Genomic DNA, 22735 nt, shown 5'->3' with positions numbered 1-22735 from the left:
GCCGCAAGGCGCCTTTGTCGTATCCGGATCCGGTCCGCGCAGCCACGCAGGGCGTGGCTCTACCAGGTGGCTTCCAGCGTTCTGAATGGCTTGGCCAGCCTTACGCCCCGTGCATCGAAGTCCTGCACGGGATGTCCATCCACTATCACCCGGGTCGGCCGGGTACGCGACGGCCACCAGACGCGTAGGGCAGTATCCCTGCGCAGCCCCTTGCCCAGCGTCAGCTGCAGCGTGGTCCCGCGCTGCACTGCCTGCATCTGCAGGGTCCCGAACGCGGTCGGCAGCCGCTCCACGGCCAGTCCATCGCCGGCCAGCCATGCCGTCGGCGTACCCGGCAGCAGCGACAACGCATCATCGTCCTCGCGCATCAACATGCCGAACAACGTGCGCCCGTACTCGGCCCCAATCCAGGTGTGCGGCATGTCGCCGAGGTAGCGCGGGAAGCGCAGCCGTGAGTGCACGACTTCTGCCAATACCTGCCACTCGAGCGGTCGTCGGTCGCGCAGCAGGCCCTGCAGCAGTTCGTCGGCCGCTTCGGGTTGGTCCAGGTGCACGTAGCTGAGTACGTTGCGGATTTCGTACGGCGTGTAGGCATACAGCGCGCCGGGCTGGCTGCGCTTGCGCACGTCTTCCAGGTAGCGCGCGAAGGTGGTGCGCAGGGCCAGTTCGGGTAGCACGTCCTGCGCGCCAGTGGGGTCCAGCGCGATCGACACGCCGGTCGGGTCGCCATCGCCGAGGTCGGCTGATGAGGGGATGAAGTCGATACCCTTCCATGCCATGGTGGCGCGGATCGAGGCCGCCAGTGCGTCATGCAGGGCGCGGTACTGTTCCCGCGCCCACGCCGCAGTTTCGTGATCGCCCAGCGACTCAGCGAGCCACGCACCGTCATGCCAGCCTTTCAGGCCCCAATAGTCGTCCCAGTAGCTGTGCGTGGGTGAGGGGTAGCCCTCATGGCTGATCGACGGCGCCAGGATGCCCGCGAAGCGCTCCGGCGCCGGCTGGCTGGCCATGTAGCCGGGCACCAGGGTGCGTTCGCGCAGTTCCTGCAGGAAGCGAAGTGCATCCTTCACCTTGGGCAGGTAGGCGCGCACCGATTCCGGGCCGCCGTCCAACCGTGCGACATCGGCTACCAGGGCGACGTACTGGCCCTGGCTGTCGTACTCGATGTCCGAACCGAAGCCGGTGTTGACGCTGCCGTCGTTGTTGAGGATCGGCGAGACCAGCCCGTTGGCGTGCACGCCGTGTTCGGTGTACCAGGCCAGGTAGTCGCGCGCGATCTTCGCTTCGCCCATGCGCAGCAGCACGGCGGAGGTGGCCATGCCATCGCGGATGAAGGAGCGGTTGTAGTTGCGCGGGCCGGGCTGCATCGCCGGGCCGGTCTGGTTGATCAGCATATAGGCGGCCTGCGCGCGCAACATGTCCACCAATGAGGGATCGGGCAGGCGCAGACCGACCTGGCCGAGGCGGGCCTGCCAGTCGTTCGCGGCGACCGTGGCCAGGCGCTCGAAGGTGGCGTCGGCGTCGCGGCCTGCGAGCTCAAGCGCGGGCGGCTCGGGCAGGACGCCGTGCGTGTCGGCGGCGGCATTGCCCAGCGGGAAGGCCACCACGACCGACTGCGTGGCGCCCGGTGCGAGCTGGATCGGGTAGTCCAGCGCAGCGGCAGCCAATCCGTCCGGATCCTCCGCGTGCTGCACGGGTGGCAACGCGCCCTGTGCGACGGCCGCAGTGATTTCAGTGCTGCCATCGGGACCGAACGGGGCCGCGCCCGCGCCGCCGACCGGCGTAAGCGATTGCATCAGCGTGCGGCCGTTGACGCGCACCGTGCCGGCGTCCACCGCGATGCTGCGGATCGGCGAAAGGCCACCGTTCTGCCAGGGCGGATTCATCTGCATGGGACGCACCAACAGCGCGAGGCTGCCGGCTATCGGAGCATTGCTGGTATTGCGCAGGCGATGGCGCACGAAGGTCACCGGTTGCCCGTCCATCTCCACCGCGAACGCTTCGCTTTTCAGTTCCAGCCCGGGTTGCGGCTGCCACGTGGCGGACGGCATCGGCTTCCAGCCATCGCGCAGTGCATGCTGCACGCGCTGGTCTGCCGCACCCGAAGCCGCGCCGTCGGCACCGCGCCAGATCGGCTGGACCAGCGGCGCGCCCTTGAAGGCCTCGATGTTGCCGTGCTCGTCGAAGATCGATTTCTGCAGGCCGCCGTGCACGCCCACCGCAGTCCAGTAGGTCTGCTGCAGGTGCAGCGAGGCGGGGAACAGCGCGCTATGCGCCCCGCTGGCGGCGATCTGGTAGCGCTTCATCGGCGTTATCACCGCGGCCGGCCCCAACAGGCGCAGCCGCGCGATCTGCGGCGCGTCGCCGTCCACCTGCAGGCGCAACGCACGCGCGTTCACCGCCTGAGTGCCGGCCAGCCAGCTCTGCTGGCGACTGCCCGCTTGCGGGTCGTTGGCCAGATCGCTCCAGCGGCCCTGTGCGTCCTGCACCTGCAGGCGGGCGGCCCCGTGTGCCCCGGCCCATTCAACCGACAAGCCCGTGGTGGAGGCGCCGCCTGGCAGCGCGATGTCGAGGGTATGACGCCCCGCCTTGTCGGCCGGAACCGCGACCCCACTACCGCCTTGCCACAGCGCTGCGGCCTGTGTCGGATTCAACCCGGGAATGCGCGCACTTGTGCGGGCATCCAGTGGTTCCAGCTCGAAGATCGATACGCCCCAGTCCGAGGTGCGGTCCGGGCTTGCCAAACGCAGATAGCGCGCCTGGCGCGGGGCGAAGGGCACCGTTTCGATGCCGCCCAAAGAATCGCGCATGGTGTAGGCGCTGTCCCACCGTTTCCCGTCCAGCGAGGTCTGCAGGCTGTAGCCCTCGGGATTGGAAACGTCCCAGGTGATACGTGCTCCGGACAACGTGGACGGTTTGCCCAGATCGACCTGGAACCAATGCCCGGGGCTGAAGGCCCCACCGGTGACGGTCTTCGGATCGCCATCGATCAGGTGGGCAACGGCCATCGCGGGAACCTGCTGCGATGAGCTGCTGGCCTTCCATTCACTGCGGGGCGGCAGGCTCTGGGCGAAGGACCCGGTAGCAGACGAAACCATCCCAACGAGAAGAACGAACTTCGCGAGGGTCAGGGGGCGCGGGTGCAATGGGCGGTCAGCATTCAAACGCATCAGCGCAGTCTCACGGTCAGCAACCTCCCAAGCGAGGCAAATCCAACGCTAGCAGGGACTGAAATCGTTTACATGACGCATCGCAGTACTCAGCTCCCAGTGACCGACGGCCAGTCCGCAACATTGCTGTCGCGTGGTCCGGCTCGGCTTGACGAATCGTCAAGCAATGCCTGGCCCGGGTTGACAGGATGCCCGTTCAAGCGCCGCAGTCCTTTCCCCACACTGGTTCCCGACGTCGCGGCCACCTGGCCGGCGACACCTTCGAACCATTACCGGGGAAACCAGATGATCAGCATTCCTGTATCAGATTCGTCGCATGACCGACTGTCCCGCGCCTCGCGCTGGTTGTGCAGCATCGGCTACGCCGTGCTTGCCGTGTTCTTCGCGTGGTCCGCGCTGAGCGGGCACCGTGAAGCCGAAGCGATCCTCAATGACGCGGTGACGGTGCAGGCGCCGGTGCAGGTCGACCACATCGAGGAAAAGCGCCGCAAGGGGCGGGTGTCCTACCAGTACCACTTCCGTTACGACTTCGAGGCCAACGGCGTTACCCACACCGGGCACTTCTCCACCTCCGAGGACAATGCCGCGCCCTACCTGGAAGAAGAACCGCAGGTGACGGTGGCCTATTCGCGGGCCGATCCCGCCCGGTTTGAGCGGCTGGAGCGGTTGGAAGGCCAGAAGAGCCTGGGGGCCGTGCTCGGCCGGGTGCTGGTGGCGCTGGGCATGCTGGCCATCCTTGCCTTCGTGGTGCACCTGTTGCTGACCCGCAAGCTGTTCGTGCGGCAGACGCCTGCGGTTCCCGCGGGCTGAGCCGGGTGCCCGCCGTGACCGATGCGTACCTGGTTGACAGTCCAAGCGGTCACGGTAGGGTGTGCGGCTCCCTCCCTTTCTGGTCGTTCCCCATGCCTGCGCTGGACTTCGCGGACCTGCTGTCCCGGCACATGCGGCGGATACGGGCCAGCGCAGGGGGAGTGGCCGCGGAGATCGGCATCAGCCGCGAGGCGGTCAACAACTGGCGCGCCGGCACGTCTCGCCCCAGCCGTCGCCACCGCGACCGCGTCCTGGCCTGCGCCAATTACCTGCGCTTGACCGAGGTCGAATGCAACGCGTTGCTGCAGTCGGCCGGGTTCGAGCCGGAGTTTCCCGTCGAGGCGCCAGCGGGTAACACGCTTGCCGGGCAGGCGGCGCCCCCGACCCTCGTGCCGCCCACGGTCACCCGCCTGTTCGACCGCCTGCAGGCGTCGCGCCCTTATCCTGTCAGCCTGCTGCTGACCCAGGCGCACTGGGGCCAGCCGCCGGAGCGCGCAGCGATCCTCGCCGAGGCCGATGCGCGTTATGGCAGTGGCCGCGTGCTGCACCTGCAGCCTCCGTTCCGTGCCGGCGCGGGCGATCAGGATTATTTCGCGCTGCTGGCGGCGCAATGCGGGCTGGAAGGGGTGTCGTCGGACGCGGGTTTCGAAATGGCGCTGGCGCGCCTGCTGCAGCAGCCGGGCCCGTTGTTCTGCCTGGTCAGCCGCTTCGAACAGGGCGCGCCGGAACCTCGCGGCGTGCTGGCCGGGATCCTGCGCAGCCTCAGCGAAATGTACAGCGGCAAGCTGCACCTGCTGATCTGCGGCGGCGCGGCGCTGGCGGACCTGAAGTACCAGGGCGGCGACCTGTCGCTGCTCAACATCGCTGCCACCGAGAGCTGGCCGGAGCTGGACGTGGATGACCTGCGACGCGGTGCCGGTGCCGGCGCCGGTGCGCTGCCGGATGCCACGCTGGCGCGTGCGCTGCACCTTTCCGGTGGTCATCCGCTGCTGGCGCAGGCCGCGCTGGTGCTGCTGGCCGACGCCAGCCTGGATGACGAAGCAGTGACCGAAACACTTTCCACGCATCCGCGGCTGTGGGAGGCGCTGGTGCCGGTGCTGCGCGATGTGGCGGCCCGCACGGCAGTGGAAGCCTGGCTGCTGCGCCCGACACTGGGTCCGGCGCGTCCGTACCTGGCCGACCCGCTGCTGCGCCAGCTGTACTGGGCCAACCTGCTGGCGGCCCGGCCGCAACCGCAGGGCGCGTGCCTGGAATGGCGCTGCGACGCGATCCGGCGTGCCGTGAGGCAGGTGATCGAAAGCCTGCAGGCGCAGCCGGCATGATCGCGCTGCCACGGGGTCGGCTTGGGCTTGGCCTGCCGCTGCTGCTGGTGGTCGGGCTGACCTGGTTCGTGGGCAGCTACCTGTTCGTCCCATGGCTGAATCCGCTGCAGCTGTGGCGCATGCAGCGCGACGGCGAAAGCATGATGCTCATGCAGAGCGCCAACATCGACATGATGTTCCTGCGCGAGGAAGCGCTGTCGTACTGGCTGCAGCATGAAACGTGGCCGCAGCAGGTCGATGTTCCCGGGGTGCACGATCCGGCCGAGACCCTGGTCGAAGCCGAGCTTCCGCAGCCGTGGGTGCTGCGGCTGCGCTTTACCGACCGCTTCCCGGCCAGCAGCGGACTGCGCGGCACGGTGATCGAACAGACCCTGGAACCGGATACCCGGCATTGGCGATGCCGCCCGGGTGCGCCGGCACCTCCCGCGCGCTGGATACCGCCGAACTGCCGCGAGGAGGCGCCCTGGACGCTGGTGCAGTGGTTGTCGCTGCTGCTCGGCGGGGCGGTGTTCGGCGTCGCCGCATTGGGCCTGCTCTGGTATTGGGTGCGGCCGGCGGTGGCCGGGATCGTGGCCGAGCCGGGCCTGCTGTTCTCGCAGCCGTTGCAGGCGCTGCCCGCCATCGACCGGCAGCTGGGATGGCTGCGCCTGCGCGGGCGCGTGCTGGCGGGCGCCGGTATTGCGAGCGTGCGCTGGCGGGACGCGCTGCGCCAGGTGCAGGCGGGTCCCGCAACGCGCGCGCAGCAGCTGGCGACGCGGATCGGCGCGGGCGATGCGCCGGCCCCCGGTTGGGCGCTGGCGGGGCTGGTGCGTGAGTGGACGTTGCCGGACACGCTTCCGCTCGCGCTGGAGCGGCTGTGGCTGTACCAGCCGGACCCCGCCCTGGGCGCGGACGCGATCGTGCAGGCGCTGCGTGGCATGCCCAACGGCCAGGACGTGGTGCTTGCGGTCAGCCCGTCGCTGGCGGTGGAAGCCGAACTGATTGCGTATGCAAACGACCCGGGCAACCTCTGCGTGTGCCTGGAGCAGGCCGCGCAGACCCGCTGGCTGCTGCAGCCGGGTGCGCAGGACGCACTGGTCGACCTGCTCGCGCGGCAGCTGCGGGTCACCCGCATTTCGCCGTACCAGACCCACGGTGGCATCACTCGCCCGGGGGCGTTCTTCGGGCGCGAGTCGCTGCTGGCGCGGGTGCTCAACCGCGAGCCGGGCAACTACCTGCTGGTGGGCGGCCGCCAGCTCGGCAAGACCAGCCTGATGAAGGCGATCGAGCGCCGTTTTGCCGGCCATCCCCGCGTGCACTGCGTGTACCTGTCGCTGCGCGATCACCGCCTGACCATGCGCCTGGCGATGGAGCTGGGCATGGCCGAAGACACCGGCATCGACGCGCTGGTGGCCGCGCTGTCGGCGCGCGCGGCCGGACGCGGGCTCCTGCTGCTGATCGACGAAACCGACCTGTTCCTGCGCGCCGAGGCTGACCAGGGCTATCCGCAAATGGGCGCACTGCGTGCGTTGAGCGAAGAAGGGCGCTGCCATTTCATGCTGGCCGGGTTCTGGGACCTGTACGAAGCGGTCACCCTGGACTTCGCTTCGCCACTGCGCAATTTCGGCGAGGTCATCCACGTCGGCAGCCTGGAAGAGGATGCGTGCCGGGCGCTGGCCACGGAACCGATGGCGCGGCTGGGCGTGCATTTCGCCAGCCCCGACCTGCCGCAGCGGCTGGTGGCCGCGTGCGGGCGCCGCGCCAACCTGGTCGCCATCACCTGCCAGCAGCTGCTCAACCAGCTGGATCGTGGCCAGCGCGTGCTCGACGCCGCGCAGGTGCATGCCGCGCTGGTCAGCGAACCGGTGATCGACGCGCTGGCGGGCTGGGCGCGGCTCAGCCCCGACCCGGTCGCGTGCCGGATCGACCGCATCGTGGTCTACCAGGTGGCTGCAGCGCAGCTCACCGGCAGCGGCGAACGCGGCATCGCCCTGGTCGACCTTCTGGCGACCTTCGACGCCGCTGGCGCGCGCGTCGATCCGGAACAGGTGCGGCAGTCACTGGCGCGACTGCAGCTGGCCTATGTGATCCGGCGCGAGGCCGACGGGCTGCCGTTCGTGTTCGCGGTGCCGGTGTTCGCCACCCAGTTCCAGCGCGAGGAAGTGGTGGCCTTGTTGCAGCGTGAACTGCAGGCGATGTGCGCCGACGATGCGTCTGTGTGACGCGCTTCGCTGGGAGTGCGCGCACTGTTCTGCAATAGTGATGCGACATTTTCGTGCCATGGCAGAGTGATGCTGCATCCCCAGGAGTTGTCTTCGTCGCAGATCGGCGCCGTGCTTGCACAGGCGTATGGCGTGCAGGTGAGCCATGTCATGCAACGGCCCGCCGGCGCCGACGCCGGCGCGACGGTGTACCAGCTGACCGCTGTGGACGGTGCGCGCTGGTGGTTGAAGTGCCGCCGCTATGCGGTGGCCGATGGGGTCTGGAACGTGCTGCGGCATCTGCGCGCCGCGCGCGGGCTCGACGAGGTGATCGCCCCGCAACCGGCGCTTGACGGTGCGCCCGCGGTGCTGGCCGAGGGCCTGCAGTGGACCCTGTTCGCGTATGTCGACGGCCAGTCCGGATTCGAAGAAGCGCTGTCGCAGGCGCAGTGGCAGCGGCTGGGGCAGGCGCTGCGTCGCGTGCACGACACCCGCTTGCCGGCCGCGCTGGCCGCCGGGCTGGCACAGCCTGGGTTCGATGACGATACGGCGGTGGAGCGGGTCGGCGCATGGCTGCAGCGCGGCGACGCGCTGTGGCCGATGCCCGATGCGCTGGCCGAGGACTACCGGCGTGCGTGGCGGCAGCACCGCGAGCAGATAGATGGGGTCTGGCGCCGCTGCGTCGCGCTGCGCGAGCGGCTGGCCGGCCAATGCAGGTCGCGCGTGCTCTGCCATGGCGACCTGCACGCGGGCAACCTGTTGCTGCGCAGCGATGGCGCGCTGGCGCTGATCGATTGGGACGACATGGTGCTGGCGCCGCGCGAGCGCGACCTGATGTTCGTCGGGGCCGGGGTCGGCGGGCGCTGGGGCCGCGACGATCCACCGGGTTTCCAGCAGGGATACGGCGCCGTGGCGCTGGACCCGGTGCGGTTGGCGTACTACCGCCACTGGCGCGTGCTGCACGACCTGCAGGAATTCCACGACCTGATGCTGGAACCGGGCGCCGCGACGCGGCCGCCCAGCCAGCGCCGGCAGGCGCTGCGTTACATGGACGATCAGTTCGCGCCCGGCAATGTGGTCGATGCCGCCGCACGCAGCTGGTCGGCGGCGGCAGCGGTTGCGTCCTGAGCCGCCGGCGCTCGGCTACTCGCCCGGCTTGGCCGCAGCGGTGGCAGCCTCGGAGGCCGCGCGTCGCACCAGTACCGCTTCACGGTGCGCGATGTAGGCATTGGCGGCCAGGATGATGCCGGCCCCGATCACCGTCCAGCGGTCCAGGGTCTCATTGAACAGCAGCCAGCCCAGCAGGCTGACCAGCGGCAGCTGCATGAAGCTGATCGGGGTCAGCGCGGACACTTCACCCAGCCGCAGCGCACGCGTCCACAGCAGCTGGCCCAGGGTGCCCAGCAGGCCGGTCGCGGCCAGCCAGGCCCATCCCGTGGCGCTCGGCCAGACCCAGCCGAACAGCGCCGGTACCAGTGACATCGGCACCCAGAACACATACGTGTAGAACACCACGGTGTCGGCGCCGTCCACGCGCGTGAGCTGCTTGATCTGGATCGCGACCAGCGAACTCAGGACCGCCGCCAGCACCGCCACCAGCAGGCCGGGACTGAACGACGCGGCGCCCGGGCGCACGATGATCAGGACGCCGATGAAGCCGAAGATCACCGCGGCCCAGCGGCGCATGCGCACGGTTTCGCCCAGGAACAGCACGGCGGCGATGGTGACGAACAGCGGCGTGGAGTACGACAGCGAGATCGCCTGCGAGATCGGCAGGTGGCCGATGGCCCAGAACGCGCACAGCATCGAGGCCAGCCCGATCAGGCTGCGCACGAAGTAGCGCGGCAGCTGCCTGGTGCGGAAGGGAGAGCTGCCCGGGCGCAGCAGGAACGGCAGCAGTGCGAGCAGGCCGAACGCGTTGCGGAAGAACGCTACTTCCTGGGTGGGCACGTGGCCGGACGCGTAGCGGATCGCGATCGCCATCAGCCCGAAGGCCATCGTGCTGCCAAGCATCAGCAGCGCCGCACGCATCGGCGTCGGCGCGGGCAGGGCGAGCGGTGGGGTCACCACTGCGCGCCGATCAGGCGCGGCTCCGGCTCGATCGGCACGCCGAACTTTTCCAGCACCGACGCGGAGATGCGCCGCGCCAGCGCCAGCAGCTCGGCGCCACTGGCCGAACCGTGGTTGACCAGCACCAGCGCATGCTGCGCGGAGACGCCCGCATCGCCTTCACGGAACCCCTTCCAACCGCAGGCCTCGATCATCCACCCGGCCGACAGCTTGCGCCGGTCGTCGCGGTCGGCCGGATACACCGGCAGATCGGGGAACTGCTGCAGCAGTACCTCCACCTGTTCCAGCGGCAGCACCGGATTCTTGAAGAAGCTGCCGGCATTGCCCAGCACATCCGGATCCGGCAGCTTGCGCCGGCGGATCGCGATGACTGCATTGGCAACGTCGGCGGCCACCGGCAGTTCCACGCCCATGGCCTGCATTTCCTCGGCGATGCCGGCGTAGCCCAGGCGCAGGTCATGCAGCAATGGCAGGCGCAGTTCGACCGAGGTGATCAGGTAGCGATCCGGCTCGCGCTTGAACACGCTGTCGCGGTAACCGAACGCGCAGGCTTCGTTGTCCAGGCGGACCCACTGGTTGGTGGCACGGTCCCACGCATCCACGGCCTGGATGAACTCATCGACCTGCACGCCATAGGCACCGATGTTCTGGATCGGCGAGGCCCCGACGGTGCCGGGAATGAGCGCCAGGTTTTCCAGCCCCGACAGACCGTTCTGCAACGACCACATCACCAGCCCATGCCAGTTCACACCGGCGCCGGCGCGCACCACCGTGTGGTCTGCGCGATGTTCCAGTTCCTCGATGGTGCGGTTGGCGAACACCAGCACCGTGCCGGGCACGTTGTCGGCCAGTAGCACGTTGCTGCCACTGCCCAGGACCAGCAGCGGTGTGCCGGCGACCTGGGGCAGGGCGAGCACCTCGGGCAGCAGGGAGGGCTCGTGCAGTTCCAGCAGCTGTTCGGCGCTGGCGTCGACGTGGAAAGTATTGAGCGCCTTCAGCGAGGCGTTTTCGGTCAGCGACCAGGCAGGCATTGCAGTACTCATAGGGGGGCCACGGCGCCGCGGCTGGGGGCTTCGCGACGACGGCGGATGGCCTCGACGCAGTCATGCACCAGCGCCGGGCCCTGGAAGATCAGGCCGCTGTAGCACTGCACCAAGGCGGCGCCGGCGGCCATCTTGGCCACCGCATCGGCACCGGACTGGATGCCACCAACGCCGATCAGCGGCATGGATTCGGGCAGGCGCGCGCGCAGGCGGCGCAGTACCAGGGTGGATTGGCCGAGCAGCGGCGCACCGGACAGGCCGCCGGCTTCGCTGGCCCGTGGGTCGCCCGCGACCGCGCTGCGGTCGATGGTGGTGTTGGTGGCGATCACGCCGTCGACCTGCAGTTCGCCCAGCACGCGCGCGGCGGCGTCGATGTCGCGGTCGCTCAGGTCCGGCGCGACCTTGACCAGCATCGGCACGCGCTTTCCATGCTGCGCCGCCAACGCTTCCTGGCTGTCGCGGAGCTGCGAGACTAGCTGGCGCAACGCGGTTTCTTCCTGCAGCTCGCGCAGGCCAGCGGTATTGGGCGAGGAGATGTTGACGGTGATGTAATCGGCCAGCGGATATACCTTCTGCAGGCAATGCTGGTAATCGTCGAACGCCTGCTCGTTGGGGGTGTCCTTGTTCTTGCCGATGTTGATGCCGAGCAGGCCATTGCGGCGCTGCGCGCGCTCGACATTGCGCACCAGCGCATCCACGCCCAGGTTGTTGAAGCCCATGCGGTTGATGATGGCCTGGTGGGCCGGCAGGCGGAACAGGCGCGGCTTCGGATTGCCTTCCTGCGCGCGCGGGGTGATGGTGCCGATTTCCACGAAACCGAAGCCCAGCGCGAACAGCGCATCGATGTGCTCGCCGTTCTTGTCCAGGCCGGCGGCCAGGCCGACCGGGTTCGGGAAACGCAGCCCCAGGGCGGTGGTCGGCAACGGGGCAGGGCGGCGCGCCAGCAGCGGCGTGGTGCCGGAACGGTAGGCGAGTTCCAGCGCACTCAGGCCCAGGCCGTGGGCGCGTTCGGCGTCCAGGGAAAACAGGAAGGGTCGGGCAAGCGAGTACATGGCGTCCAGTCAGTCCAGCGTGCCGACGAAGGCACGGGTGTGATATTCGAAAGCGATCCTGCCGTCCACCGCATGCGCGTCGAACAGCTGCTGCAGCGCCTCCAGCATCGGCGCATGGCGGGGATGGCCCGGTGGCGGCGCATACGACGACGACAGCAGGCGGCCGCGCAGGCCCTCGGCGTCCATGTACTGCGTGTTGGGGAACTGCGCGACACCGCGCAGCCCGCTGCCGAACCACGCGCGCATGGTGTCATCGTCCTGGTAGCGCTCGGCGACCTCGGTGTAGTCGGTACCGAACTCCAGCAGCAACTGCTCGTAGCCGACCAGGAACGGCGAGGCATCGAGCAGGCGCGAGTTCCAGAACACCAGCGCCAGGCCGCCCGGCTGCAGGATCCGCGCCCATTCGCGGCGCACTGCGGTGGTGTCGAACCAGTGGAAGGCCTGCGCCGCACTGACCAGGCCGACGCTGTCGTCGGCCAGCGTGGTCGCCTCGGCGGTGCCGTCCACCAGCTTCAGGCGCAGGTACTCCTGGCCCAGCAGCGCTTCGGCGGCCTCACGCATCGGCGCATTGGGTTCCACCGCGATCACCGGGTGCCCACTGGCCAGGAACAGCCGGGTGGAAATACCGGTGCCGGCGCCGATGTCGGCCACCAGCGTTCCGGTGGACACGCCGATCTCGCGATGCAGCCAGTCCAGCAGCGCCGGGGGGTAATCGGGCCGGTAGCGGACGTAATCGGCTACGCGGTTGCTGAAACGTCCGGTGGGGTCCGAACCGCTCATGGGCACCTCACGACTGCAGGGAAACGAACCAGGCCAGGCCACCGAAGAACATCACGATGGCCAGCAGCGCCAGCAGGCTGCCGATCACCACCACCCAGCCCATGATCAGGCCGGCCAGTGCCAGTCCATCGCCTTCCAGTTCCAGCGGGCGACGGCGGATCTCGGCGCGGGCCATGTGCCCGGTAATGATGGCCACGACGCTGCCCAGGAACGGCAGGGCGGTCCAGCCCAGGATCCCGGCGATCAGGCTGATCAGCGCCATCGGGCTGGTTTGACGGGGCGGAAGGCTCATGTGGCTCCTGGGGACGGGGGAGGACAGGTGAATGATAGGGCCAGTGCCGGGTTTATCCCATCAAGACCTGGCCGCCGTCGACATTCAAGGTGTGGCCGGTGATCCAGCGTGCCAGCGGCGAGCACAGGAACAGGGCCGCGTCGGCGACCTCCTGCGGCTGCCCGAAGCGCCCGAACGGGATCTTGGCCAGGGTGCCGTGGTAGAGCGCGGGATCGTCGCTGCGGCGGCGTGCCCACAGGCCGTCCTCGAATTCGATCGAGCCCGGGGCAATGGCGTTGACCCGGATCCGGTGCGGGGCCAAGGCCAGCGCCTGCGAGGTGGTGTAGTGCATCAGCGCGGCCTTGGCCGCACCGTAGGGGGCCGCGCCCGGGCGCGGCTGCTGCGCGGCGATGGAGGCCAGGTTGAGGATGCAGGCATCGGCGGACTGCTGCAGCCAGGGCAGGGCCAGCCGCGAGGCCCGCACCGCCGCCATCAGGTCCACGCCGAGGCTGGCCTCCCAGCCGGCCTCGTCGTCGGACATGCCATAGCCGGTGGCATTGTTGACCAGGACGTCGATGCCGCCCAGCGCCTCGGCGGCACCGGCCAGCCAGCGGCCGATGTCGTCCACCCGCGCGAGGTCGGCGACCTCGGTATGCACGGAGAGTCCGAGCGCGGCAGCGTCATCACGCAATGCCGTCAGCCCGGTTTCGCCGCGGGCGCACACCGAGACCGCAGCGCCAGCGCCGGCAAAGGCCAGCGCCATGGCGCGGCCGATGCCCTTGCTGCCGCCGGCGACCAGCACCCGGCGACCCGAAAAGTCCAGGACGCGGCGGCCATCGGCCGTCTCCGGTAGGTGCCGACCGTTGGTCGGCACGCTCTGGCTCGCGCCCGTCACAGGTCGAACTTGATGCCCTGGGCCAGCGGCAGCGAGTCGGAGTAGTTGATGGTGTTGGTCTGGCGGCGCATGTAGACCTTCCATGCATCCGAACCGGACTCGCGGCCGCCGCCGGTATCCTTCTCACCGCCGAACGCGCCACCGATCTCCGCGCCGGAGGTGCCGATATTGACATTGGCGATGCCGCAGTCCGAACCGGCCGCCGACAGGAAGCGCTCGGCCGCCTTCAGGTTCTGGGTGAAGATCGACGAGGACAGGCCCTGCGGCACGCCGTTCTGCATGTCGATGGCTTCGTCCAGGGTGCTGTACTTCATCACGTACAGGATCGGCGCGAAGGTTTCGTGCTGCACCACCTCATCGCTGTTCTTCAACCCGGTCACGATCGCCGGCAGCACGAAGTTGCCGGCGCGCTCGATGCGCGTGCCGCCGGTTTCGACGGTGCCGCCGCTGGCCTTGGCCTTTTCGATGGAGGCCAGGAACTGCTGCACGGCGCCGTCGCTGTTGAGCGGGCCCATCAGGTTGGCCGGGTCGGTCGGGTCGCCGATCTTGCCTTCGACCTGCTTGTAGGCCTTGATCAGCGTGGCCAGCACGTCGTCATGGATCGATTCGTGCACGATCAGGCGGCGCGTGGTGGTGCAGCGCTGGCCGGCGGTACCGACCGCACCGAACACGATGCCGGGGATGGCCAGCTTCAGGTCGGCGGTCTCGTCGAGGATGATCGCGTTGTTGCCGCCCAGTTCCAGCAGGCAGCGGCCGAGGCGGTGTGCCACCTTTTCCGCGACCGTGCGGCCGACCTGGGTCGAACCGGTGAAGCTGATCAGCGGCACACGCTTGTCGGCCACCATCTTTTCCGACAGCGCGGTGCCGGCATCGTTGATCAGGAAGAAGATGTCCGGGAAGCCGGCGCCGCGCAGCGCCTCGTTGCAGATCTTCATCGAGGCGATCGCGGTCAGCGGCGTCTTGTTGGACGGCTTCCACAGGCACACGTCACCGCAGATCGCGGCCAGGAACGAATTCCATGCCCACACCGCGACGGGGAAGTTGAACGCACTGATGATGCCGACCAGGCCCAGCGGCTGGTACTGCTCGTACATGCGGTGGCCGGGGCGTTCCGAATGCATGGTGTAGCCGTACAGCATGCGGCTCTGGCCCACGGCGAAGTCGGCGATGTCGATCATTTCCTGCACTTCGCCGTCGCCTTCCGGCTTGCTCTTGCCCATTTCCAGCGCGACCAGCGAACCCAGCGCATCCTTGTGCGCGCGCAGTGCTTCGCCGCACAGGCGCACGGCTTCGCCGCGGCGCGGGGCCGGGGTGGTGCGCCACACCTTGAAGGCTTCCTGGGCGCGGGCGACGATGGTCTCGTAGTCGGCGTCGGTGGTGGCGTACACCTGGGCGATGGCTTCACCGGTGGTCGGGTTGACCGGGGTGATCACGCCGGCGTCGGTGGCCTTGGACCACTCCCCGTTGCCGAGATAGGTGCCAGCGTTGGTCGCGTCGAGGCCAAGCGCCTTGAGCAGGTCAGAGGACATGCAAACTCCTGTTGCGAATCAAAAAAGGGCGCAGCCGCTGGCAGGGCGGGGGGCGGCATGCAGAACGACGATTCTAACCCGTCGCCGTCCGCCGGTACCGACCCACGCCCGGCACCCGTCGCGGTTGCGCCTCATCTGCCGGATGGCCTTCCCGGTAGCGCCCGACCGTTGGTCGGGCGGCCCAACCCGGTAGAATGGCCGCCATTGTTCGCCCCCAGGAATCTGAATGAACGTTACCGTTGCAGAAGGCGTCGTCGTTGGGAACCGTCTCCCGTTCGTGCTGTTCGGCGGCCTGAATGTGCTCGAAGACCTCGATTCGACCCTGCATGCGGCCGAGCACTTCACCACGGTGACCCGCAAGCTGGGCATTCCGTACGTGTTCAAGGCCTCGTTCGACAAGGCCAACCGCTCCTCGATCAAATCATTCCGTGGCGTCGGCCTGGACGAAGGGCTGCGCATCTTCGAAGAGGTCAAGCGCCGCTTCGGCATCCCGGTCATCACCGACGTGCATGAAGTCGCCCAGGCCGCACCGGTCGCTGAAGTGGTCGACGTGCTGCAGATTCCGGCGTTCCTGGCCCGCCAGACCGACCTGGTGGTGGCCATCGCCGAAACCGGCCGTGCGGTCAACATCAAGAAGCCGCAGTTCCTGAGCCCCACGCAGATCAAGCACATCGTGTCGAAGATCCGCGAAGCCGGCAACGAGAACATCATCCTGTGCGAGCGCGGTTCGCAGTTCGGCTACGACAACCTGGTCGTGGACATGCTGGGCTTCCGCGAGATGATTGAATCCACCGGCGGCCTGCCGGCGATCTTCGACGTCACCCACAGCCTGCAGCGCCGCGACGCCGGCAGCGAAGCCTCCGGCGGCCGCCGCCGCCAGGTGGCCGAACTGGCCCGCTCAGGCATGGCGCTGGGCCTGGCCGGCCTGTTCCTGGAAGCGCACCGCGACCCCGACCACGCCCGCTGCGATGGCCCGAGCGCCTTGCCGCTGAGCGCGCTGGAACCGTTCCTGGCCCAGATCAAGGCCGTGGACGAGCTGGTCAAGGGCTTTGCGGAGCTGGATATCCGCTGAGTCTGCCCACCTTGCGGCGGGATCGGCCTTGGTCCCGTCGCTGAATGTGGGTATCCTTCACAGCTGCCCGCATGCAATGTGCGGGCGGCCAGCGGCAAAGGCAGCATGCATGCACCGCACATCGGCCCCGTAGCTCAGCTGGATAGAGCGTCCCCCTCCTAAGGGGAAGGTCGCCCGTTCGAATCGGGCCGGGGTCACCAAAATCAACAGGTTACGTCGGGGTCGTCGGGGCGATGGCGCTGTATTCCGCTCCATTTCCGATGCGAAATGGCACACATGGCACAGCAGGAAAGGAGACCCTGTTGGTGAAGAGCGCGGCTGACGTCTTGACAAAGGTGCCCTGAACGGGGGGGCGTCGGATTGTTGACGCTTGATAAGTCCAAGTTGGCTGGGTCTGGTATCGCTAATCCTGCGCCCGAACCACCGACCTTGAAGAGTACTGGGCACCCCAGGCGGCGCATGCTAACGTCTGTTCAGCTAAACCGGGATGTTGATAGTTAAATGGAACTTTCAAAGGCGCAAATAGATAAGGCTGGTCGGGCGCTGGCGGCGGATTCGTATGCCGACGAGGCTGAACTTGTTCAAATGGAAGATGTCTTCGATGCGTACCGTGGCGCGCACCTTCAGCCGTTATCCGAGACGACGTCTGAGCTTCAGCACATGCTGTCAAACTATGGTGCCAGTTACTACATTGCTCAGCGACTTAAGAGAAAGCCGCAGATTGCTAGGAAGCTGCGACGTCTTACCGTGAGGCTATCTCAGCTCCAGGACATTGGCGGTTGCCGCATAATCGTTCAGACAAATGCTGATGTTGACGCACTCAAGCGCTTTCTTGAAGAGCAGGTCAGTAATCAAAGCGTTTTCGCGATAAAGAAGTTCACTGACTACCGCGAGAAGGGGCGGGACGTCACAGGCTATCGCGCTCTCCACGTGCTTCTTGAACGAAAAGGTTCGAACCTCGAGCTTCAGATCCGTAGCCGTGTTCAACATTATTGGGCTGAGAGCATCGAGCGAACATCTGTCATCTACGGTCATTACCTCAAGGAAGGGGATGGTAGTCCGCAGGTTCTTGAATACTTTCGCTGTTTGTCAGACGCATTTTACGAGCATGAGGCTGGACGTGAGCCGCCTCTAGATTTAAGGATTCGAATTGACGAGCTGAGGTCTATCTGCGAAGAGCTCATCAAAAAGTCAGACCGGCATAAAGTATTCGATAGCTTCGTCAATGAAGATATCATCCGGACTCTTACTGAGAAGGAGCGGAAAAGCGGGAGCGGTCTCAATAACTGGATTTTGGTGTTTGACTGGAATGCCGGTGCTTTTGTTAGCTGGGATATAGTGAGCAGAAGCCCTCATGCGGCGGTTCGCTCATACATTGAGTACGAACGCAATTTTCCCGCAGCTGAAGGCTATGAGGTGGTGCTTGTCGGCTCTTCGGAGGTTGCGACTGTGCGTCAGACCCATAGTCACTACTTCGGGATTGATTCCTATGCCTCAATCTTGGAGGGGTTGGACGTAGCGGTCGTCGGTTTTACGAGGAAGATCGAAATCGATGTCGGAGCCCGACAAATTCTAGCGGTTCTCCGGCGTCGTAAGTTCTGGGGTCGAAGCACGGTGACAGTAGAGACTCTGGCAAATCACCTTTGTAAGAATGTCCTCGCCTTTGATTCTTCGCTTCAGGGGCTGCTTGATCGAAATTATGTCATGAAGTCGACGCTAAATGGTGGGCTCTCACTAAACGTGAGAAAGAAGGCGGAGATTGAGGCGAGCCTCTAGTCTTTTTTCTATCTAGGGGCGACTAAAGCCTAATGAGATTTTTACTGACACATTTTTAATCGAGGAGATGCGCGTGAGTGCGATTGTTTTGGAGCTTGACTCCGCACTGTCAGGGTTGCTTCCCGCCGATGCAATAGATGCCCACGTTGTAGACAAAAAGTCATTCGATGGCGGTGAGGTTTTGCAGGTTTTGGCCACCATCAGCGTCGCGAGTCTTCCCTGGATCACCACTGTGGTGGTGACCGCAATTAGGGCGAAGAAGCATGTTGTGATAAGACATAAGGGCCGGGAGATTCGTGGAGTGAGCGCCGATGAGGCAGTGAAGATCCTGAGAGAGTTAGCTGATGATTGAAGCGTATCTGGATGCTACACGCAGGCGGAAGTCTGCGGGTGCTGAGCTCAGCCTGGTGTACCAGAATTTGTTCGCTTCGCTGGCCGCGGGTTTCGGTGAAAGGAAGCCCCAGTTCGTTACGGTTTACTCAACTGCATGCGCCGCGGAGCTGGTGCGCGTAGGAGGATCCCAGTACGTCGTCTACGACCAGCACTTAGGTCAGGTTTTTAATCAGCTGAATAGAATTTACTTTGCGACGTCCAACCAAGGCCCTCTTGTTCTTGCTTTTGCTTACAAGCGGCTCGCGCACCTGTCAGTGACGAAGGGAAGCCTGAAGTTGGCGACCTTGATGGCGATGGTGTACGCCAGAATCAACACTGATGTAAAGTCCTCTGGAGATCCCTACACTTCGGACCTAACCGAAGAGCGCGCTAGACTTGCCTACACCCTGTGCCAAGAGATTACGGTAATCGCCCATGAGCTCGGGCATGTGGCGATGCAGTCAGATGAGGGGCGTTGTAAGGCGGTCGAAGATGCACTTCGTGATCATCTCCGAGCAAAGATCGAATCGCCTCGATGCCATAAGGGCGTCGCAGAGCGATACGGTGATGCCGTGGCATCTTCCGTCGCCGAAGATCACGACGCCATGGTTCAGCACTGGGAACAAGTTTTGGAGGGACTAAGCAGCCACCTTGTGGAGGAAGCCGGCAGCGACGAGGTTGCCGCCTTGCTCTCGATATCATTTGCAACCAAAATCATGGCGGTGCCAGCAGAGGACGCATGTGTCGGCGTGCTGCTTGCCTTTAAGTATCTGCGGCTGTTAGGGCACCTTGAGGGATTATCAAGCTTTCTGCTGGACATAGATATTCCTAAAAATATCTCTCCCGGCGAACTGTCTGGGAAAATTCTCTCCGCTTTCTGGGGTGGATTCTCGGGCCTCGGCGAGGCACAGCTGCGCGAGCACTTCATTTTCAGCTCACTTGCATCCATCAGTATGAGTCTAGGGCATGATGGCGAGAAGTGCATCGAGGCGATGAGACATGCACGGGACCGATTCGATCTACGCGTAGAGCTGATGGCCTCACGAGGACTCGCGGACCATCTGTCCGAGGTTCTGCTAGCGGACTTCAAGTACAAAATTCTGGCTGTCGAGGATATCGATCTGTTGCTAGGCTGGAAGGATGCGACTATTTCCCAGGACACAATGGTGGGAATTGGCAAAAAACGGGCGATCTGGTCGGTCTGAGATGGGTATCGTCGATGCTAGGCCTTGTTGCTAGAACCTCAACTTCGCCACTGCGTCCCAAGCACCTTGAGGCGTCAAATGAGCATAGTACTTTTCCGTTGTCGCGTAATCCGCGTGACCAGCGAGCAATTGAACGCGGCGGAGAGGAACGCCTTGCGTTGTTCCGCCGGATTGTCAATAACGCGGCAGCTGCGTGTTCGGCTGCGGCTTGTCGATCGCTAATCACGATGGCGAGTACGTGCAACCAGCCGCTAGCACGGTAGTGAGGCAAAAGGTCGTGCTCGGTGCGCACATGGGATGGCGCACAATGGTGAGGTGGCGGCGTGAGCTTTCGGTGCTTCCAGCCGAATGGCAGCCGCGTTGTTGAATTGCGTGGCTATCGCGGGTGCAATCGATGTTTACCTTGACCGCTTCAGTTTTTGAGCCTGCACCGGGGCTTTTCCGGAGCTACTACTCTTGTGCGGGGCCGGATGAAAATTACTGTCGTGCAATGAACCTGACGGTTCTCCTGCTCATTTCAGAACTTGACCAAGAACTGTTGGAGGAAGTGGCCCGGTTGCTCGGCACGATGGATGATCAGGGGCGCCAGGCGTCGGACACCGGGCAGGCGAACTGGGGCCACAACGTCGTCGCGATCTGGCTCGATCCGCCAGTAGCCAAGCCAGGGTTTGCTTGCTTTACTAATGAAATCTACCCCGATCTCGATGTAGGCGGAGAACCTGCGCAGTTTTCCCGCGCGCAACTCTCTACCATCTTGGATCATTGGGGATACTTCCTGGCGGAGGTTGCTGTGCATGGCATGCACGCAATGTCTGGAAGGAAGCTCGAGGTCGCATTCAACGACGATGTCGATCGCTGGTGAAGGGTCCTTGATCGCGAGGTTGTTGGCGCGAAATCTTGAGCGACTGACTGGGCAATTTTCGATAGCGGCGATCGAATCGGCCAAACCGTGGTTGGCCACTGCTCTACTCTTGGTTGTTGCCTCAAAGTTCTTCGGACGCCTGATTTGCGACGGCGTCCGTCACACGCGAGGCCAAGCGTCGTGAGGCGAAACCCCTGCGCTGTATAGGCGGTTTGTCGCCCTCCCAAGCCGAAGATCGCCCGTTCGAATCGGGGCGGGGTCGGCGTCGATGGGCCCGGCATCGGAAACACGCCGTGCACACCTTCCTCGCCACAGTTTGACGGCCAAGCTGCCACCTTTGCTGCAACACCACCGTTGCAGGAACCACTCCATGGCACTTGTCGCCACCTCCCTTGAATTCCCGTGGCAGCCCACGGCGCAGGTGCCAGCACCGGAGCCTGAGCCTGCCGCGCCGGAGCCGCCGGTAGAGGCACCACCACCGTCCGAGCCGCCGGTGACGGAGCCGCCCGGTGAGGTTCCGCCGGAGCGTGATCCGCAGCCGGAGCGTCCGCCGATTGAGGCACCGGTGCCACCGAGCCCGCGCTGACATGACTGAAGCAATGCCGCACACAGTGCGGCTTTTCTTTGTTCGTTCCCTTCGCCTCGCGAGATGTGACGACGTTGTCTGCGCCTAAAACACGTCGCGAAAACATCGTGTTTCCACGGTCAACACATCGCTTAACGCTGTCGTTGGAAGGTCACGCCGACTTCATTGCAACTGCGGAAAAGTGGATTCACCCCGACACGGGTCACCACAGAATTTTTCCCAGGAGTAGAAATCAGTGAGCACCGAATCCAAGACCGCGCACACCCTCAACGACCTCATCGAGATCGCCCGTGATGGCAAGGACTTCTACACCGAAGCTGCCACTAAGGTGAAGGATGCCGAGCTGTCGCAGTTGTTCACCCGCATTGCCGCCGTCAAGGCCGATATCGTTTCCGCGCTGAGCAGCACTGTGGCCGCTACCGGTGCGAAGCCGGCCGAGCACGGCACCATGGTCGGCTCGATGCAGCAGTTCTACGGCAAGGTCCGCGCCACCTTGGGCGACACGCAGTACGGCTATGTTGCCGAGCTGGAGGAATCCGAGGATCGCCTGCTGAAGGCATTCCGCGACGCCCTGACCGACAACGATACGCCGCCGGCCGCCCGCGCTGAAGTCACCCGCCTGCTGCCGCAGGTGGAAGAGACCCATAACGTGATGCGCAACCGCAAGCTCGCCATGAAGTCGTAATGGCTCCGGCGGCGCCAGCCGCCCTGCCATACTGCAGGCGCCCCGGTTCAGCCGGGGCGTCTGCATTTGCGGGATAGGTGGGTCCAGACCCCGCCGTACGGCCACCCCGGATATGGTGCATACTCGAACACACGTACCGCTGGGATTGCTCATGGAACACATGCGTTGGCTCACGCTTCGCCTTGGCAACAACCAGTCCATTGGACCCCAGGTGTTGTTGAACCTGTGGTCGAACGCATGCGAGACGAACCAGTCCTCGGTCACCCGTGACATGCAGGGTGGGCGTTCCACCGCCTATGCGCTGCATGCACCTACCTCATTGGCGTATCCCAAGCGGGCAGAGCTGCGCATGCGCAAGCTGCTGGAAGAAGCCGGCTATACCTTCACCATGGGCTCCCTGGCCGACCGCCCGGCACCTCAGCCGGTTCGTTTCCGCTGAGCTGGATCGACCACGCGTAGGCACAGCGTTTACCGGGCAATCGGCAACACGCGCCGCATGATGCGTACCGGCACGCCGGTGCGATGGGTCTGCCGCTCCAGTGGCTCCCACCCCAGCCGTGCATACAGCCCCCCATCGTCGTGCTCGGTCTGCAGGAACACTTCGCGCACGCCATAGCCGCGCGCTTTCTGCATGAGGGTTTCGATCATCGCGCTGGCCAGGTCGCGGCCCCGGTGTTGCGGGGTGACGAACACACCGCCCAGCCAATGCAGCCGTTCCGGATGCTCGGTCCGCTCGTGGAATTTCAGCTGCGCGGCGGCGATGGGGACGTCGTTCTGCATGGCCATCAGCAGCATTGGCAGCTCGTTGTCGTGCAGGAACACCTCGAGGCGCTGCTGCTCGTCATCGTAGGTGTGCCCGGGAACACGCGCACCCCAGGTATCGAAATACCAGCGGGCAACGGTCGGCAGCAGGTGCGGAGCCTGGCTCAGCGTGAGGTATGGCATCGAGTACTCCCTGTACAGAACGTCGGTACGTCCGGCGCGACACCCTTCTTATACCACCCACCCCTCGGCCCCTTGCCGTGACGCGTTGCAGGTTTCTGCAACCGCGCGCA

20 protein-coding genes and 1 tRNA gene are annotated in these 22735 nt (G+C 65.5%); 12 read left to right on the top strand and 9 right to left on the bottom strand.

Annotation, left to right across the window (positions count from 1 at the left end; genetic code table 11):
- Nucleotides 1-59: 59 nt before the first annotated feature.
- Nucleotides 60-3170 carry a discoidin domain-containing protein gene (locus FSZ13_RS02510; RefSeq protein WP_145477850.1) on the bottom strand — a complete coding sequence of 1037 codons (3111 nt, stop codon included), beginning with the start codon at nt 3168-3170 and terminating at the stop codon, nt 60-62.
- Between the two features lie 285 nt (nt 3171-3455).
- Between FSZ13_RS02510 and FSZ13_RS18350 the strand changes: the two genes are divergently transcribed.
- From FSZ13_RS18350 to FSZ13_RS02490, 4 genes are all read left to right on the top strand, one after another.
- Nucleotides 3456-3980, top strand: a complete 525-nt coding sequence (locus tag FSZ13_RS18350; RefSeq protein ID WP_186308825.1) for a DUF3592 domain-containing protein — start codon at nt 3456-3458, stop codon at nt 3978-3980.
- Nucleotides 3981-4072: 92 nt separating this feature from the next.
- On the top strand, nt 4073-5302 hold the full coding sequence (locus tag FSZ13_RS02500; protein ID WP_145477848.1) for a helix-turn-helix domain-containing protein: 1230 nt from the start codon (nt 4073-4075) through the stop codon (nt 5300-5302).
- On the top strand, nt 5299-7503 hold the full coding sequence (locus FSZ13_RS02495; protein WP_145477847.1) for an ATP-binding protein: 2205 nt from the start codon (nt 5299-5301) through the stop codon (nt 7501-7503). Before FSZ13_RS02500 ends, FSZ13_RS02495 begins: the two co-directional genes overlap by 4 nt.
- 69 nt (nt 7504-7572) lie before the next feature.
- Complete coding sequence (locus FSZ13_RS02490) at nt 7573-8610, top strand: phosphotransferase enzyme family protein (RefSeq protein WP_145477846.1); 1038 nt, start codon at nt 7573-7575, stop codon at nt 8608-8610.
- A gap of 15 nt (nt 8611-8625) precedes the next feature.
- Here the strand turns inward: FSZ13_RS02490 and FSZ13_RS02485 are convergent, their stop codons facing one another.
- Genes FSZ13_RS02485 through amaB form a run of 7 tightly spaced genes read right to left on the bottom strand, consistent with a single transcriptional unit; the run spans nt 8626 to nt 15122 of the window.
- On the bottom strand, nt 8626-9513 hold the full coding sequence (locus FSZ13_RS02485) for a DMT family transporter (RefSeq protein ID WP_145478520.1): 888 nt from the start codon (nt 9511-9513) through the stop codon (nt 8626-8628).
- A 32-nt stretch (nt 9514-9545) separates the two neighbouring features.
- The gene (murB, locus tag FSZ13_RS02480) at nt 9546-10595 is read right to left on the bottom strand and encodes a UDP-N-acetylmuramate dehydrogenase (protein WP_145477845.1); all 1050 of its coding nucleotides are present in this window, start codon (nt 10593-10595) and stop codon (nt 9546-9548) included.
- Entirely contained in the window at nt 10592-11647 is a 1056-nt protein-coding gene (locus FSZ13_RS02475; protein WP_145477844.1) for a quinone-dependent dihydroorotate dehydrogenase, read from the bottom strand. The genes murB and FSZ13_RS02475 overlap by 4 nt, the downstream gene beginning before the upstream one ends.
- 9 nt (nt 11648-11656) lie before the next feature.
- Nucleotides 11657-12427, bottom strand: coding sequence for a class I SAM-dependent methyltransferase (locus FSZ13_RS02470; protein ID WP_145477843.1), 771 nt, complete (start codon nt 12425-12427; stop codon nt 11657-11659).
- Between the two features lie 7 nt (nt 12428-12434).
- Entirely contained in the window at nt 12435-12719 is a 285-nt protein-coding gene (locus tag FSZ13_RS02465) for a DUF4190 domain-containing protein (RefSeq protein WP_145477842.1), read from the bottom strand.
- Between the two features lie 52 nt (nt 12720-12771).
- Nucleotides 12772-13572 (bottom strand): SDR family NAD(P)-dependent oxidoreductase, encoded by an 801-nt coding sequence (locus FSZ13_RS02460; RefSeq protein WP_260844100.1) that lies wholly within the window; start codon nt 13570-13572, stop codon nt 12772-12774.
- A gap of 17 nt (nt 13573-13589) precedes the next feature.
- The gene (gene amaB / locus FSZ13_RS02455; RefSeq protein WP_145477840.1) at nt 13590-15122 is read right to left on the bottom strand and encodes an L-piperidine-6-carboxylate dehydrogenase; all 1533 of its coding nucleotides are present in this window, start codon (nt 15120-15122) and stop codon (nt 13590-13592) included.
- A 226-nt stretch (nt 15123-15348) separates the two neighbouring features.
- Between amaB and kdsA the strand changes: the two genes are divergently transcribed.
- From kdsA to FSZ13_RS02415, 8 genes are all read left to right on the top strand, one after another.
- Entirely contained in the window at nt 15349-16194 is an 846-nt protein-coding gene (kdsA, locus tag FSZ13_RS02450; RefSeq protein WP_145477839.1) for a 3-deoxy-8-phosphooctulonate synthase, read from the top strand.
- A gap of 123 nt (nt 16195-16317) precedes the next feature.
- A tRNA-Arg gene (locus FSZ13_RS02445) sits at nt 16318-16394 on the top strand.
- A gap of 301 nt (nt 16395-16695) precedes the next feature.
- The gene (locus FSZ13_RS02440) at nt 16696-17970 is read left to right on the top strand and encodes a RelA/SpoT domain-containing protein (RefSeq protein WP_145477838.1); all 1275 of its coding nucleotides are present in this window, start codon (nt 16696-16698) and stop codon (nt 17968-17970) included.
- A 73-nt stretch (nt 17971-18043) separates the two neighbouring features.
- Nucleotides 18044-18322 carry a hypothetical protein gene (locus tag FSZ13_RS02435; protein WP_145477837.1) on the top strand — a complete coding sequence of 93 codons (279 nt, stop codon included), beginning with the start codon at nt 18044-18046 and terminating at the stop codon, nt 18320-18322.
- A complete protein-coding gene (locus FSZ13_RS02430; RefSeq protein WP_145477836.1) occupies nt 18315-19547 on the top strand; it encodes a hypothetical protein in 1233 nt (410 codons plus the stop codon). Before FSZ13_RS02435 ends, FSZ13_RS02430 begins: the two co-directional genes overlap by 8 nt.
- Before the next feature lie 394 nt (nt 19548-19941).
- Nucleotides 19942-20409, top strand: coding sequence for a hypothetical protein (locus FSZ13_RS02425; RefSeq protein ID WP_145477835.1), 468 nt, complete (start codon nt 19942-19944; stop codon nt 20407-20409).
- Nucleotides 20410-21230: 821 nt separating this feature from the next.
- Nucleotides 21231-21680, top strand: coding sequence for a PA2169 family four-helix-bundle protein (locus FSZ13_RS02420; protein WP_145477834.1), 450 nt, complete (start codon nt 21231-21233; stop codon nt 21678-21680).
- A 151-nt stretch (nt 21681-21831) separates the two neighbouring features.
- Nucleotides 21832-22119: a hypothetical protein gene (locus FSZ13_RS02415; RefSeq protein WP_145477833.1), complete on the top strand. Its 288-nt coding sequence runs from the start codon at nt 21832-21834 to the stop codon at nt 22117-22119.
- A gap of 29 nt (nt 22120-22148) precedes the next feature.
- Here FSZ13_RS02415 and FSZ13_RS02410 read toward each other — a convergent pair whose 3' ends face one another.
- Nucleotides 22149-22625, bottom strand: coding sequence for a GNAT family N-acetyltransferase (locus FSZ13_RS02410; protein WP_145477832.1), 477 nt, complete (start codon nt 22623-22625; stop codon nt 22149-22151).
- Nucleotides 22626-22735 lie beyond the last annotated feature (110 nt).

The sequence above is a fragment of the Stenotrophomonas rhizophila genome, from assembly GCF_007667275.1.
GTDB classification, from domain to species: Bacteria; Pseudomonadota; Gammaproteobacteria; order Xanthomonadales; family Xanthomonadaceae; genus Stenotrophomonas; species Stenotrophomonas maltophilia_AE.
This window is presented reverse-complemented; position numbering and strand designations above follow the sequence as displayed.